Annotated in this window: 12 protein-coding genes and 1 riboswitch; of the genes, 5 read left to right on the top strand and 7 right to left on the bottom strand. The window is 46.1% G+C overall.

The annotated features are described in order from the left end of the window. Positions 1-15 precede the first annotated feature (15 nt). From LDX50_RS11625 to LDX50_RS11615, 3 genes are read right to left on the bottom strand one after another with little or no spacing between them, the layout of a single operon-like run. A complete protein-coding gene (locus tag LDX50_RS11625) occupies positions 16-630 on the bottom strand; it encodes a hypothetical protein (protein ID WP_225698618.1) in 615 nt (204 codons plus the stop codon). Continuing rightward, the gene (locus LDX50_RS11620; RefSeq protein ID WP_225698617.1) at positions 623-1075 is read right to left on the bottom strand and encodes an RNA polymerase sigma factor; all 453 of its coding nucleotides are present in this window, start codon (positions 1073-1075) and stop codon (positions 623-625) included. Before LDX50_RS11620 ends, LDX50_RS11625 begins: the two co-directional genes overlap by 8 nt. A gap of 27 nt (positions 1076-1102) precedes the next feature. Continuing rightward, positions 1103-1963 carry a TraB/GumN family protein gene (locus LDX50_RS11615; RefSeq protein WP_225698616.1) on the bottom strand — a complete coding sequence of 287 codons (861 nt, stop codon included), beginning with the start codon at positions 1961-1963 and terminating at the stop codon, positions 1103-1105. Between the two features lie 163 nt (positions 1964-2126). Between LDX50_RS11615 and LDX50_RS11610 the strand changes: the two genes are divergently transcribed. From LDX50_RS11610 to LDX50_RS11595, 4 genes are all read left to right on the top strand, one after another. Continuing rightward, on the top strand, positions 2127-2831 hold the full coding sequence (locus LDX50_RS11610; RefSeq protein ID WP_225698615.1) for a porin family protein: 705 nt from the start codon (positions 2127-2129) through the stop codon (positions 2829-2831). Positions 2832-2911: 80 nt separating this feature from the next. After that, the gene (locus LDX50_RS11605; protein ID WP_225698614.1) at positions 2912-3532 is read left to right on the top strand and encodes a hypothetical protein; all 621 of its coding nucleotides are present in this window, start codon (positions 2912-2914) and stop codon (positions 3530-3532) included. A gap of 125 nt (positions 3533-3657) precedes the next feature. Further along, on the top strand, positions 3658-5937 hold the full coding sequence (gene bglX, locus LDX50_RS11600) for a beta-glucosidase BglX (RefSeq protein WP_225698613.1): 2280 nt from the start codon (positions 3658-3660) through the stop codon (positions 5935-5937). Between the two features lie 30 nt (positions 5938-5967). Beyond that, the gene (locus LDX50_RS11595; protein ID WP_225698612.1) at positions 5968-6612 is read left to right on the top strand and encodes a DUF2461 domain-containing protein; all 645 of its coding nucleotides are present in this window, start codon (positions 5968-5970) and stop codon (positions 6610-6612) included. A gap of 2 nt (positions 6613-6614) precedes the next feature. On the opposite strand, the gene LDX50_RS11590 is transcribed toward LDX50_RS11595, so the two are convergent. The 3 genes from LDX50_RS11590 to LDX50_RS11580 are packed head-to-tail and all read right to left on the bottom strand — an operon-like array spanning position 6615 to position 11100. Beyond that, complete coding sequence (locus LDX50_RS11590) at positions 6615-8189, bottom strand: amidohydrolase family protein (protein WP_225698611.1); 1575 nt, start codon at positions 8187-8189, stop codon at positions 6615-6617. Positions 8190-8239: 50 nt separating this feature from the next. Beyond that, positions 8240-8836 carry a hypothetical protein gene (locus LDX50_RS11585; RefSeq protein WP_225698610.1) on the bottom strand — a complete coding sequence of 199 codons (597 nt, stop codon included), beginning with the start codon at positions 8834-8836 and terminating at the stop codon, positions 8240-8242. A gap of 35 nt (positions 8837-8871) precedes the next feature. Continuing rightward, a complete protein-coding gene (locus LDX50_RS11580; protein WP_225698609.1) occupies positions 8872-11100 on the bottom strand; it encodes a TonB-dependent receptor in 2229 nt (742 codons plus the stop codon). A 104-nt stretch (positions 11101-11204) separates the two neighbouring features. Continuing rightward, a riboswitch (cobalamin riboswitch) is annotated at positions 11205-11390 on the top strand. An 85-nt stretch (positions 11391-11475) separates the two neighbouring features. On the opposite strand from LDX50_RS11580, the gene LDX50_RS11575 reads away from it, so the two are divergent. Then, the gene (locus tag LDX50_RS11575) at positions 11476-13344 is read left to right on the top strand and encodes a TonB-dependent receptor plug domain-containing protein (RefSeq protein WP_225698608.1); all 1869 of its coding nucleotides are present in this window, start codon (positions 11476-11478) and stop codon (positions 13342-13344) included. Positions 13345-13718: 374 nt separating this feature from the next. On the opposite strand, the gene LDX50_RS11570 is transcribed toward LDX50_RS11575, so the two are convergent. Beyond that, positions 13719-15275, bottom strand: coding sequence for an aryl-sulfate sulfotransferase (locus LDX50_RS11570; RefSeq protein ID WP_225698607.1), 1557 nt, complete (start codon positions 15273-15275; stop codon positions 13719-13721). Positions 15276-15317 lie beyond the last annotated feature (42 nt).

Genomic DNA, 15317 nt, shown 5'->3' with positions numbered 1-15317 from the left:
TCAAATCATAACATGTTAGGTTGAGGTATCTAATTGTTGAATATTCTCTTCCAGCCGGTTGAGCAACTTCTTGAATGTGATCCTGTTCATCCATTTGGTAAGCCAGTGGCAAAGCGGGGTTAAGATGGCAATAACAACAAAAAAGATCACCCACTCATGCCATTCATTAAAGAAGGGATCAATATCAGGATCTGCATTCACACCTATTATGAAACCCGCCGAGGCCGAGAGCGGATACATTGTAAGGCCTATCATCTCTTCATAATGTATAACCCGGCGGATTCTTGCCGAGAATCGTGTCATAACATCCCTGGGGTTGGCAGTGATATCGATATCTTTTTTCAGTTCTTTATGTTCCTTATAGAAGAAAAATACACCGGCAAGCATGGCCAGTTCTACCACAGTCAGCAAAATGATTACGGCAAAATCGTCTGAAAGTATGATGAATGGAATCAGCAGCGCAAATGAGAAAACAGAGAACCACATTTTGTATAATACCGATTTGCGTAATTTATCCATAACGCCTCCGGATTTCCGTTTGATTGCTTCGTGAACGATTTCCCGGCTGATGATATCTTCAGTTCCGTGTCGCTCCTTGGCCGTTTCCCAAAGTAATTTCAGATCAGACATTTGAGAGTTGTTTTTCAAGTTGTTGCCTGATCCGGTGCAGTTTTACAGCGACGTGATTCTTGCTGATACCCAGGATTTCTGTTATTTCATCGTTGGAGTAATCCTCGAGATGCAAACTGATCAGTGTTTTATCGATATCTCCCAACTTCTTTATGGCGTTCCAAAGGAGATCTGATTTGTCACTTGGTTCAGGATAAAGGACAGATTGTTCATGAGATTCATTCATGGGTTCTTTTTTTAAACGACTGTTCTTGCGTTTGTGAGTCAGCACAGTATTCAGCGACAGACGGTACAGCCAGGTCGAGAATTTCGAATTCCCCTTAAACCTGTCGATTGATTTCCAGGCCTGATACAGGATTTCCTGGTGCAGGTCTGCCTGATCTTCAGGATTATCCGCGTACAGATACAGGATCTTGCGGATAATCCCGGAGTGTTGCTGAATCATTAAAAGAAACTGTGCTTCTTCCAATGTTTATTCGGTGATTGGGGTGACAGTATAACCTGCTTTCCGCAATAATTTGATCACGCCTTCCTCACCTCCAAGGTGGCCGGCACCTACGGCAAAGAATGTGCTTTTCTCTGAAGCAATCGCCGGGATACGATCGATCCAACGCTTGTTGCGATTGACCAGCATGATCTCATTGAAGTCCTCCATGCCCGATTCAGCGACTTGTTCATTCATGAATTCGAGCAATAATTCGGGGTCCTGTTTTTTGTAAGCAGCTACCATTTGTCCGAAATCCGCTTTCATATCATCGATATCAACGATGTATTCCATCAGCATATCTGCCATCTCATCCTGTGAAAATGAATCAATGGCGTCCATTTGCTCTTCTACCGTTTCCAATCCGATTACTTCCTGTTCGTTCTCTTTTGCGAGGCCAACAAGTGTCTGCTCATAGGAAGCCGGGGGGCATTCGAGCACCACGGGCATGATCATGCTCATCAGCATGAATGGTTTGATCTTTACCAGGTTGTCTGCCGGCATACCCATCCGTTCGGTAAAGAAAGATTTAAAGGCAATCATTTCCTCCTCTGTAAGCATATCGGCTAATGACTGATCGTCTTCAAGCATAATATACTTCTGGATATCTGCATACATGTTCGGGTCGTCGAAATCGAGCTCAAGGACCAGCTGTTCTGATGTGGCCAGGGATTGCTTTACCGTTTCCGGAAGGTAGAAATCATCCTGACAAAGCAGGTGTATGGTGCCGAAAAGGTAGGAATCCTTGATGTCCTTGCCTGTGATTTTCCATAAAAGTGATGTTTCCTGTGCGTGAAGGACGCTTCCGGCAAATGCCAGCAATATGCTGAATATTATTCTTCGTTTCATAAGGGTAGTTTTTTCTGATTAGTATCGAATGGGTTTCTGAAATTACAATTTCCCCAATTTTTTTTACCTGCCCACATTTATATGTGGTTGAAAGCCGGATATGGCATTTCTAACTTGAGTCCCATCTATCGACAATTCTTTTGATAACCAAAACAAGAAAACCATGAAAAGGATTATACTACTTACAATCGTGTTGGCACCAATACTGGCATTTTCGCAATTCCGTATCGGAGCGCGCCTGGGACCCAGCCTTGCCAACTTCACAGGAAGTGAAGTAAAAGAGTGGGGTGAGGCCAATGTAGACCCTACAGCCCAGATCAAATTTCACCTGGGTCTCTATCTGGATTATTATCTCCTTGATAATCTCAGCATTCAGCCCGGTATATTCTATTCTGCCAAGGGACCGAAGTATGAGGGACAAACTGAAATCTATGACTTTCAGACGAATGAGATCATGATGGCAGATATTACCTATAAAAAGAAGCTGGGCTATATCGACATACCCGTGTTAGTCCACTTTCACATCAATGGATCGATCTCCGTATTTGCCGGACCGCAATTCTCTTTCCTGCTGAGCGCCAAGGTTAAGAATGATGCCACGCAGGAAGTTCTTGATGCCCTCGGACTGGAGGAAGATGAGGATGTAAAGGATTTCTATCGTGGGTTCGATCTGGCACTTCCGATTGGAGTGGCCTATGAACTGGCCAATGGCATAAATCTCCAACTGGGCTATGATATAGGACTTATCGACATCGCCAAAGGATATGATTACGACGGTGGAGATGGAAATGACAAGTATTACAAGGTGAAAAATGGTGTTCTTAAGCTTTCCGTGGGATATGTGATTAAGGATAACAGGGACGACTGATCACTATATCGATTGGGCGAATTTTTGCTCGAATATCCGCCAAATCACCCAGCCATTGTTCATAATTAAACCCGAACACCATGAAAAAGATTTATCTTATCCTGCCAGCCATGGCATTGATCACGCTATTCACAATTGAAGCATGTAACGAAGACGATACACTCAACCTGACGCTGTTCGCCTTTGAATGGCAAACAGAGCAGGCTGGAGTAAATCTCAATGACCTTCAAAGCCAGCTGTGGAATCCATCTTCAACCATTACTTCCGGAGCACTGGAATTTAATAATGTATCCCCCGATCCAACCATTACCCTCAACAATGCGAACAACATTAATGTCTATGGAGCACCCCCGGGTAACATAGATATTTATATCACACGGGACCCGCAGCCAGCCGAGCAGAATGCACGCGCATTTCGGCTGTACCTTGTCGATGATTTGGAAGAAGGCAGGACTTACAGCAGCAAAGACAGTCCGCAAAACTATGCCGAAATGGTATTTGGCACGCAGATAGGCAGTGGCAATACTGTATTTTCAACACGGCCTGGCGGTGATACCTATTTTGAGTTAAAGATCACGCGGCTCAATACTGATACTCGCCGGATAGCGGGAGAATTCATTTTCGCATTGCGAAATGAGGATGATCCGAATTCGTCAAATTCAGTCATAGGCTTCAACGGGTCTTTCGACTGGATTTATTAGGCTATTCTTCAATTTGGTTTAGTTAGGAAGCCGGCGCATATGTGCCGGCTTTTTTATGTTGATGATTATCATTCCCAATTAAGGGGTGATTTCACTATATTGCTGCCTTCATCATCAGAAACAACATGATACCCGTAAAACGCACATTACTCACAGGCAGCCTGGTGTTCACATTGCTGATTGGCATTGTTGGATGTACAGGAGATTCGGCTCAGTCAGACACTGAAAAAAGTGCCAGAACCCAAAAGATAGATTCCCTGATCACAGTTATGACCCTTGAGGAAAAAGCAGGTCAGTTAAACCTCTATGTAGGGGATATGTTCAATACGGGGCCGACCCGCCGTACTGTGGAATCCGAGAGATTTGACAGCCTGGTTCGAAATGGAAGCATTACAGGTCTTTTTAATATTCACGGTGCCGCGTATACCGCAAGACTACAGCGCATCGCTGTTGAGGAATCACGACTGGGCATTCCGCTCGTTTTCGGTGCCGATGTGATTCATGGTTTCCAAACGGTGTTCCCTATTCCTCTTGCCTCTGCAGCGAGCTGGGACATGGAAGCAATTGAAACCGCAGAACGTATTTCTGCCATTGAGTCAACCGCAGTAGGCATTAATTTCAATTTTGCCCCGATGGTTGACATTACACGCGATGCCCGCTGGGGCAGGGTTGCGGAAGGGGCCGGCGAAGATCCATACCTGGGAGCCCAGGTAACCAAAGCCCGTGTGCGCGGTTTGCAGGGGACATCACTCGACGATGCCAGAACGATGGCTGCGTGTATCAAGCACTTTGCTGCTTACGGTGCGCCCGATGGGGGGAAGGAATACAATACCGTTGATATGTCGGAACGAAAAATGCGTGAGATATACCTGCCTCCCTACAAGGCCGGGATTGAAGCGGGAGCCGCAACCATTATGACTGCATTCAATGATGTGAACGGCATTCCTGCCACGGGAAATAAGAAATTATTGCGCCAGATTCTTCGAAGTGAGTGGGGTTTTGATGGAATGATTGTTTCCGACTGGAACTCTATCGGGGAATTGGTTGATCACGGCTATGCGGTAAATCCTGAACAGGCCACTGTGCAGGCAATTGAAGCGGGTGTCGACATGGATATGATGAGTGATTACTATAAGTTGTTCATTCCGGCACTTGTGCGTGAGGGACGTTTGGATGGAAAGCTGGTAGATCAGGCAGTTCGCCGGGTACTGGAACTGAAATGGGATCTCGGGCTCTTTGAAGATCCGTACAAGTATTCGCAAATTGAACGGGAGAAAAATGAGATTCGTACCCCTGAGCATCTGGCGGCTGCACGTGATGCAGGCAGAAAATCCATTGTACTCCTGAAAAATGAAAATAATCTGCTTCCGCTGCCAAAAACCGGTAAAAAGATTGCGGTCATTGGCCCGTTGGCCGATAGCCATGCCGATATGAATGGTACCTGGTCGTTCTTTGGAGAGCAAGAACATTCAGTGACCTTCCTCGACGGGATCAAGGAAGTGGCAGGAGAAAATAACGTAATCTATGCCGAAGGCTGCGGAATGTATGACGATTCAAAAGCCGGATATTCTTCAGCAATGAGTGCCGCCCGTCGTTCGGATGTTGTTGTAATGGTATTGGGTGAGAGTGCGGTGATGAATGGTGAAGCGGCATCACGGACGAATATAAAAATCCCGGACAATCAGCTTGCCCTGCTTGAAGAGGTTACAAAGACCGGTAAACCAATTGTTGTGATGGTGATGACAGGAAGACCCCTCGATCTTTCATGGCTCGATGAGAATATACCTTCAATCCTTTGTGTATGGACGCTGGGATCAGAATCCGGACATGCTGCAGCTGATGTCCTGTTTGGTGACTATAATCCTTCGGGCAAATTACCGATCACTTTTCCAAGAAATGTCGGACAAGTGCCGATTTATTACAATCACCCCCATACGGGAAGACCTTATTTGGGCGATTACTCTGAACCACCTACAGAGCGTATTTATCTGTCAAAATACAGGGATGTGGAGAATTCCCCGCTGTATCCGTTTGGATACGGACTCAGCTACACACAATTCGAGTACTCTGGAATTTCAGTAAGTGATGATACAGTACGGAGTGGAAACCATATAACTGTAAGTGTGATGCTCACCAACAAGGGTGACCGTGACGGTACTGAGATCGCACAGTTATATATTCGCGATCTGAAGGCGAGCATTGTACGGCCAATCAAAGAATTAAAAGGGTTTAAGAAAGTTACCCTGGCTCCTGGTGAAAGTAAGGAGGTAACGTTTGATATAACGCCTCAGATGCTGGCATTTTTTCATGCGAACCTTGAGAAAAAGGCAGAAAAGGGTGAATTCCGGGTGTTTATCGGCGGTAATTCAGATGTTGAGGAATTCGCAACGTTCTTTTTTGACTAGAAACTTTTTACAATCGGGGGCGTTCAGATCATGATGAAAGATCTGTATATATTCCTGGAAAAACTCCGGGTGAATAATAATAAGACCTGGATGGATGAGCATCGTGCTGAATACAATCAGGTTCGCGATGCATATATTCTATGGCTGGATGACCTGGATGCGCGGCTGGCGGAAATTGATCCGTCCTATGATCATACGGAGGGGAAACGCGCCATCCATCGCATCAATAATAACCTGATGTTCCATCCCGACCGGCCCACTTATAAGGAACACATTGGGGCAACCATGGATCGGGTTAAGGAGAAAAGTGACTTTTATATCCATATCGGACCGGAGGAGTCCTTTGTTGCCGGAGGCTACTACCATCCTCCTTCATCCATCCTGTCAAAAATTCGGGAGGCCATTGATTACGACGGAGATGTGCTCCAATCCATACTGGATGAGAAACGCTTTAAGGCAAATTTTGTGCTTGAACAGGATCTGTTAAAGACTTCTCCAAAAGGGTTTACGCAGGATCATCCGCACATCAAACTTTTGCGTTACAAAAGTTTCGCGGTGATGCATACAGTTACCCGGCAAGAGGTTTGCCATCCCGATTTTCAGGATAAAGTTGTGGAATTGTATAAGGTAATGATGCCGTTCAGGGATTACCTGAACCGTGCGGTATTATACTGAGTTCAGAAGCCAGGCTGTTTAATCTCAAAACCTTCTTCTTCCTTCGATGCATCCACAAGCTCTTTTACATCCTGAAGCAGCTTTTTGGCGTCATAGATAATACCATCCTTGATCGTGTATTTTACACCACCCACACGAACTACGTCGTTTTCATCTGTTAGCTTTATGGCACCAGTTCCATACAATACCTTCAGGTTTTGAAGTGGATTTTCTTCGACAATGACAAAATCTGCCAGTTTGCCAACTTCCACTGTGCCCAGATCCTTGTCAAGACCAAGCGCTTCGGCGCCATTCAGCGTAGCGGAGCGAATGACTTCCAAAGGATGAAATCCAGCTTCGCGCAGTAATTCCAGTTCGCGGATATAGGCAAATCCATATAGTTGAAAAATAAAACCGCTGTCAGATCCGGCCGTTACCCTGCCACCCCGGTTTTTATATTCATTGATGAAGGTCATCCAGAGTCGATAATTTTCTTTCCAGGCTACTTCTTCCTCGGTGCCCCAGAAATGCCAGTAGGACCCATGTGATATTTTACTTGGCTGATAGAAACGCCATAAACTGGGCAGGGTGTAGTCTTCATGCCATTCTGCACGGCGAGCACGCATCAGATCCCGGCTCGCCTCATAAATGTTAAAAGTAGGATCCAGCGTGAAATCCAGTTCCAGTAATTCATTCATTACGGCATTCCATTTTTCGGTATATGGCGCTGCGGCCTGTTGCCAAAGACGCCCTGCCTCGCCGAAACGATGCTGCTCGTTATTGTAATTATAATCCAGCGGATAGTTCTGTACCGTCCGGTCGGTAAACAATGCCTCCGGCAAGCCATACCAATGTTCCATGGAGGTAAGTCCCGCGCGGGCGGAATTCAGTACGTTCCATCGCGCGACATCCATCTGCGCGTGGTGACATGCAGAACGCAATCCCAGTTTTTTGTTTTCCATCAATGCCGCTTCCATGATATCCGGGGCAGCACCAAAGAATTTAATCCCGTCGGCACCGTTTTTTGCATTATTCTGCACCCATTCGCGCGCCATTTCCGGTGTACTGATTGGAGAGGTACTTCCCTGTCCGAACGATGTATAAGCCAGTATTCGCGGCGCAGTAATTGTATTTTTCTGACTCTTTTGTTTATGGTCAAGAACCCAGTCGAGTCCGTTTCCCGCTGATGGATCCCGGATCGTGGTGATGCCGTGCGCCATCCAAAGTTTGAAAACATATTCTGCAGGTGTTCCCTGTGCTGACCCTCCGATATGGCCGTGCATATCGATGAAGCCCGGCATGAGATACATACCTGTTGCATCCAGTTCCTTGCCTCCCTTTTCCAGCTTGGGCCGGCGATCGGGGTCGATCGCAACCCCGGGATACCCAACAATTCGAATTTGTTCAATGCGATTATTGCGAACGACAATATCCACTGGCCCGGTGGGTGGAGCGCCGTCTCCTTTAATCATCATTACGCCCCGAATGATTAGCTGTGGCCACGGACCTTCTCCCTCCGTCCGCTCCGGTGCGTCTGTCACCTGGCCGAACGTGAGAAATGGTAGAATTAATAATGCAATTAATGAAAATGCCTTCATAAGATGTTTTTTGGGAATTTACAAAATGACGAATTGATACTAAGGGATTATTATTTGGCCGGCGGATCGAATTGCGAATCACGGTCTGGATTTTCCAGAAATTCGATGATCATCCTTGACTTCAGCCACAGAAATTTCTCCAGTTCATAATAGTCGAAAGCTTGCAGGTCATAGGTTGAGGAAAAATGATCTGTTACGATCTTAAAATCCGAATAGCTCAGTACTGATGTTGGATGCCCGTTGTTTTGAATATGCTGGGTGTAAAGCCCCATTATTTTTTCTGCAATATCCGATTGTACCGGATAAACATCCGGAAAATGAAAATTGCAGTACGTTGAAGCCAGTTTTCTGAATTCGTAAGGCTTATCCGGGAGTAATGCCGAAATGCGCGGAACGATTTCAAGTTCACTGTTTTGAAGATATGGATCTATATGCAATGATTGGATGTGCTTAGCCATCGAGGGCACATAGTGCAGGTCGATAATGCCGTTGTTCATGGCACTGATCTTCTCATTGATAACTAACAGATCTGTATTTTCCGGATTGGCTTCAATAAATTTGAAACAGCGATTATCATTGTAAAAGTAAAGTTCATCCCGCTTGATATCGCGAATCAATTCTTTTATTGTCTCCTTGAGTGTAGCCATGGGCAACGATTTTTTAGCCACATAAGGTAGAAAAATTATTTGAAGAGACTCCAGTTAATTCCTACAAAAAATTCCCTGCCGTGAATAGGGGCATACGAATAGGCGGTATCAAAAAAATTGCTGAAACCCGGATTGGAATAAGGATCATTCAGTCCCGATAAGGGTGAAACCGGTTGAGTGAAATTAAAAATATTACTCACACCCCCATATAGTCTGAGGTTCTTCCAGGATTTGGTGATCTGAATATTATGAATCTGAAAAGGAGAGGAGGTTCTGGGTCTTGGATCAGCCATTGGCTGACCCTGTTCATCGAGATCAAAAACCTCAGGAAGCAACATAGAACCGGTAAAGGTGGCCGACCAGGCAAAGATCCAGTTGGAACGAGGAATGGTATAACTGATATTCAGCAGGGCCGACCATTCAGGGGCGAATGGCAGATTTTCCTTGATGCCCTCTTCGCCGGTCTCTGTCGACCGCAGCAAGGTGCCTGCTGCCATCACCTGAAGGGGAAATATGAATTCCTGTGTCCAGCTGAAACTCACCCCACCGGTTTGGGCATGACCAGCGGTATTGTCATAAATAATTTTCCCGGGATCTGAATAATCAGGAATTATCTTATTGGTAAAGTGCGTGTAAAACACATCAAAATCCACGCTGGCCTGACTGCTGCCCATCGTGAGGATATGATTCAGGTTGAGTGAAATATTGGCGGAACGTTCGGGTTTCAGCTCTTCCCTGATTTCAATGCTCCGCTGCCCGGTTACAAAGGCATGGTCTTCGGTGAATAAGTTTACAAGTCTGAATCCTGTGCCTGAATTGACCCGCAAAGTAGTCCAGTCACCTGCTTTCCATTTCGCATTAAACCTTGGCGAAAAGATTAGTCCGTGTTTTTCATAATAATCTGTGCGCAGGCCACCCAGGAAGGTAAGGGAAGGTGAAAGAGCAAGTTCATCCTGGATAAATATTCCCGGAATGAATTGTTTGTCGGCACCCCCGGGTGTCGCTACCGTATTGTCGTCATAATACTGATAGCGAGAAGTTACACCGGCCAGGATAGCATGCCGACCGGATTCCAGTCTTCTGTAGGCATTGATGAAACCAATCTGTTGCTTTGCCTCATACAGGTCACTGCCGTAGAAACTGTTCTGGTCATGAATACTGAAGGAGTAATCGATTTTATATCCATGGTTGCCGGTAAAGCTTCCGAATAATTCGAACCGTTCTGTCTGGATACTCTCGCCATAAATTGTATCGTTGCCTCGTAATGAATTATGGTTCTCCAGAAAGGATTGAACGCCATTCCTTCGGTCTTCTGTCATGAACTTTGCCGACACGCTTAATTTCTGATCTTTCGGCAACTGTGCCTCCCATTTGCTGAAAATCGCGATGCGGTCCATGTTAATAATATCCCCGAACCCGTCCCTGTTTTCATCAATATACTGGTGCATCCCACTGTAGCTGAGTCCGGAATAGGTTGAAATTTTTTTCAGTTTACCAGACACGGCCGTATTAAAGAACATTTCCCCATGGGTAGTGCCCATAACGTCTGCCGTGAGTATTGGCTGCTTAGCAGGATCTCTTGTAATGATATTGATCACTCCCGCCAGGGCCTCTGAACCATACAGCGTTGAACCCGGGCCTTTAACCACTTCCACCCGATCTACCATGATACCCGGGATACCATTCAGGCCATAGACAGACGCCAGGTTGCCGTACATGGGGGTTCCGTCGATGAGAATCGAGGTATACTGACCCGGAAGTCCGTTAATACTCAAACTATTCGTAAAACATACCCCGCAGGAAACTACCTCCTGGACGCCATTCACCATCGACATGGCGTCTACCAGGTTGTTGGAAGCAGAAGGCATAAACGTATTAAAATGTTTGGTGGTGAGTACTTCGGTTTTAATCGCCGACTGGGATACGAATACGGGCTGGAGTGTACCGGTAATGACCACCTCATCAAGCCCCAGAGAACTTTCCTCAAGCAATATTTTTATTTTTTCATCTGATGCCGGGAGAATTTCCTTGAGGACTGACTTATACCCAAGGGAGCGAATTTCTATACGAATGATATTCTGATCGGCAATTTCCAACCGGAACTTTCCCAGGCTATCTGTGACGGTCATTCCCCCATCCGGCAACTGTCGGATTGTTGCTCCCGGTACGGGACCTTCTTTTCCCTCTACACTGCCCCGTAAGATTTGCTGGGAGAATCCGGACAGCGTGGTTATGAGAAGAAAGAATAAGAAAATAAACCGCATTTCGATTTGACGTAAAATAATATAATAACAAAACTAAAAAATAAATTAGATAAGTCTAAAAAATATTTAAAAAACTCTGAAATACACGGGAGGAAATATTTTACGTATACTTGCACCGTCATGGTGTCCACAATGGTGGACTTAAAAGGGAATACCGGTGAGAATCCGGAGCAGTTCCCGCTACTGTAATCCCATGGATGGCTGATATCCACATTGCCATTGTCCGTTTCGGATGAGAAGGCGGTATCAGTCGGGAGAGCCAGGAGACCTGCCCTGACGATGTTTATTCAATGCTTCGGGTAAAAGCGTGTGAATGGAATCGACTGTTCCCATTCCCCTCTTTTACTCCTTTTGTTTCATTTAACCATTATTGCAATGAAAAAGGAGTTAAAGGTTTGGGCAATAACCTGTATTGCCTTTTGGTGGCTGACGCCAAACATCATTTACGGTCAGCATGACACATTACGCACGGATGAGCTTCGTGAAGTGGTTATTACCGCAAGTAAATTTCCTAAAGCCTCTTCGCAAACCGGTAAAGTAATAAATGTGATCACAAAGGATCAGATAGAAAATGCCGGTGCGCGGGATCTGGGTCAGCTACTACACGAGCAGACCGGATTGTTTGTAAACGGTGCCAATAGTAATCCCGGGAAAGACCGGGGCATATATCTTAGGGGTGCTTCTGCGCAATACACCCTCATTTTACTTGATGGTGTACCAGTTTATGATCCCTCAGGTGTTAATGGCGTATTTGATCTGCGGCTTCTGTCGCTGAACAACATAGAACGGATCGAAATTTTGAAGGGGTCACAATCGACTTTGTACGGGTCTGATGCTATGGCGGGAGTGATCAATATCATTACCAAAACCCCGGAAAGGGCAATTGAACCTTCAGTTTTACTTTCATATGGCACCTATGGGCAATTCCTCGGGGATGTAAGCCTGTTGGGAAGCAAAGGCAAGTTCAGGTATTCAGCCGGATACAGCCGGCGACAGAGTGAAGGATTTTCAGAAGCACGGGATACTACGGGCACAGACGCATTTGAAAAGGATCCGTTTAATCAGAATTCGGCAAATGTGAAAGCAGGGGTTGAGTTGACCAGTAAGACCCGCCTGGAAGGGTTTTTTCAGTTTACCGACATGAAGGGTGATTATGATGCCGGCGCCTTTACCGACTCGGATGTGAATCTTTATGAGGCGCGCAACATGCGCTACGGTATTACTGCCACCAGTCGGGGTGAACGGGGTGATCTCCAGGTTCAGGTTGCCCGGAATGAAACGGATCGTGTTTTTGATACGGATTTCGGAAAGTTTGAATACGCTGCCATTTTTGATCACCTCGAAGGATTCTATCATTACAGAATTTCCGACAGATGGCAGATTCTTCCGGGGGTTTCATTTCAGCGCCAGGAAATTACCAATGAAGAATTTGAAGATGCCAGCCTGTTTGCTCCCTACGCTACGGCTACCTATCAGGCAAACGGTTTTTCCCTGGAAGGGGGTATTCGGTTCAACCGGCATTCTCAATTCGGAAATTTTACTACCTACAGTATCAATCCGAGCTGGTTGATCACTCCGGTATGGAAGGTTTTCGCCAATTATACCACAGGCTTTAAGGCACCTACATTAAATCAGCTTTTTGGGCAGTTTGGAGCAAATCCCAATTTAAAGCCCGAACAAAGCCGCAGCATGGAGGCAGGATTTCAGCGAGCTGATCAGAAGTCTGATATACGTATTGCTGTTTTCAACAGGCGTATTGAGAACATCATCATCTATATCATGGATTATCAGAACAGCGATCGTCAGGATGTAACGGGTGCAGAGGTAGAGGCCGGATATCGAATCACGCCTGAACTGGAGTTCAAGGCGGGATATACCTGGCTCAATGGTGAAATGCAAATGAGTCAGGAGGATAGTGTTTTTAATGGAATTCTCCGTCAGCCGGAACATGCTTTGCGCACTTCGCTTTCCTATTCACCGGTTGCGGGTCTTGAATTGCGGGCCGCCTGGCAGTTATTTGGGTCGCGCAAGGATGTTTATTTTAATCTCCGGGATTTCGCAGTCGAGCAGGTGAATCTTGACGCGTATTCATTACTGGACCTGATGGTTTCCTATTCATTCCCAAAGGCGAAAATGCGTATGTTCGCTGACATTCGTAATTTATTGAATACCGATTATTACGAGGTGTATGGCTATAATGTAATGGGAAGAAATATTCAACTTGGGGTTCACTGGACCCCCTGAGTTTACATAATATAAGGGGAATGCAGGTGCAGAATATTGTCGTTGTTGTCGTTATTTTCGTTGTCTCCGTGATATTATGCGACCACCCGCTGCGCAGGGGTCGGATTAACAAATGCGATCTGTCTCACATATGCGACCACCCGCTCAGGGGTGGAACTATGGTCTGCAGAGTTTCTATTATTTTGCTTTTTGAGAGATGTTTGTGGATGACCCCTGCGATGGCGGGGGTCAAATAAGTGAGCACATTGGCAGAATAAAGAACGACCCCTGCTTTAGCGGGGGTCGCATAAGAACTAATGGCTTGATATACCCGATTAATGAATGATTTGGTGTATGCGTTCTTTGAATTTTTATGCTTGAATTTCCAGCATTCGTTACATCGGAGGCTTCTGCGTGGCTGGTTGTGGATCAATAGGCTGAAGTTCCTTACCTGCGACTGCCGGATGATCTACCGGAATGTGTGTAGCCCTGAAAATGGCATACATGAACGGTCCTACCGGCTGAGGTGGTGTCCCGTCGGGCAGTTTCCACTGTCCGATATAGGGTGACCAGTAGTCCCAGACAACCTCACCGTCTTCCGTAATTTCCTGCAGCCGGCCCTGCGGCCCGAAGTTCATCAGCGTATGACCATTTTTCATACGGTGGGCACTGGAAATAAACATTGCAAGATAGTCACCCTCATTATTTGCTGTATAGGTCCAGGTAGGTTTTTCAGGTCCGATTGGCCCGCTTTCAGGAATAATATATTTCCCATCGGCATCCATGGGTGGCGTAATTTGAGTTACCTGTGAATGAGTTTCACCATCGGCATCCTTGAAGTTATTATTAAAGATGGTAAGGTCACCTTCACCCGGATAGCCGGGAAGGATCCAACGCACATCATGTTCGAATCCAAGGTATTGATCCGTGGTATCCCCGCGGTTATATTCCTGCGGATTTCCCCATCGGTACAAGAGGTCGCCGCCTTTACCAGATTTTCCGCCGGTACTGCCCGATGCTTCCTCCGTAGTTGTAGAATGATCAATAATCCAGATTTCAGAAAAATCGGGTATACTAAGTACTATTTGATCGAGTTCAGGATTGTAGTCGATCGCATTGGTATGGAACATATCCGAGCCCATGTTATCAATGGTCGCATTAGCAGCATACTGACCCTGCGCCTTGCCCCGTTCAAATTCCTCCGGGTCGGGCTGGCGGATAGTATCACCATTGTTGATATTGATCCGCTCCGGGTGATCGCTTAATTTTCCGTAATTCGGGAGATCAGGGTTTACATCCTGAATCATATGGTCCCATGCGTACCATTCCCAAACGATTTCACCTCCACTTGGTTTGGTGGGTTTGACTTCGATTATTTTATCGGGCCACACACCGGCTTTCGGGATCAGGTGTGGCATTCTGCCAGCCGCCATCGCTTCCTCCGGCGTTTTGCTTTCCCAGACAATGAGCAGGATATTTCCATTGGGCATTACGGCAAAATCGTGGTGCATCAGATTGTCCTGATTCGCCAGTTTGTATTCCCATAGTAACTCCCCATCCCAGCTAAACTCCTGAACACGACCTGCCATACCCCCGCCGGAAAATACAACCGCTTCGGGATCCCGACTGTGCACATATAAACGGCCATCTTCCATCAGATAATGGGAACCGAGTCCAAAGTTCGTTTTCCATTCATGGACTACCTTGCCATCCAGATCGATAAGATATACGTCGGAACTGGTAAGGGAGGAAAATAATATATAGCCTGGCGTTGCATTTTCTGTTTTCAGGCGGAGTCCCCTTTCCTGATCCAATGCCGCCATTTTCACCATTTCCGGGGGAATCCCGCCTTCCGGGGGTGCTTCCGCGACGTCGGACTGTTGATCCTGCTGACCACAGGAAAAGCAAAATGTAAGTAAAAGTAAAGTGAACAGTCGTTTAGAAGTGTACATGACAAGATATGATGGTTGGGGAGTTTTGAAAATTTTCAGAAG

The organism is Fulvivirga sedimenti (assembly GCF_020328055.1).
Note: the sequence above shows the minus strand (reverse complement) of the source record. Positions and strands in the feature narration are given on the sequence as shown.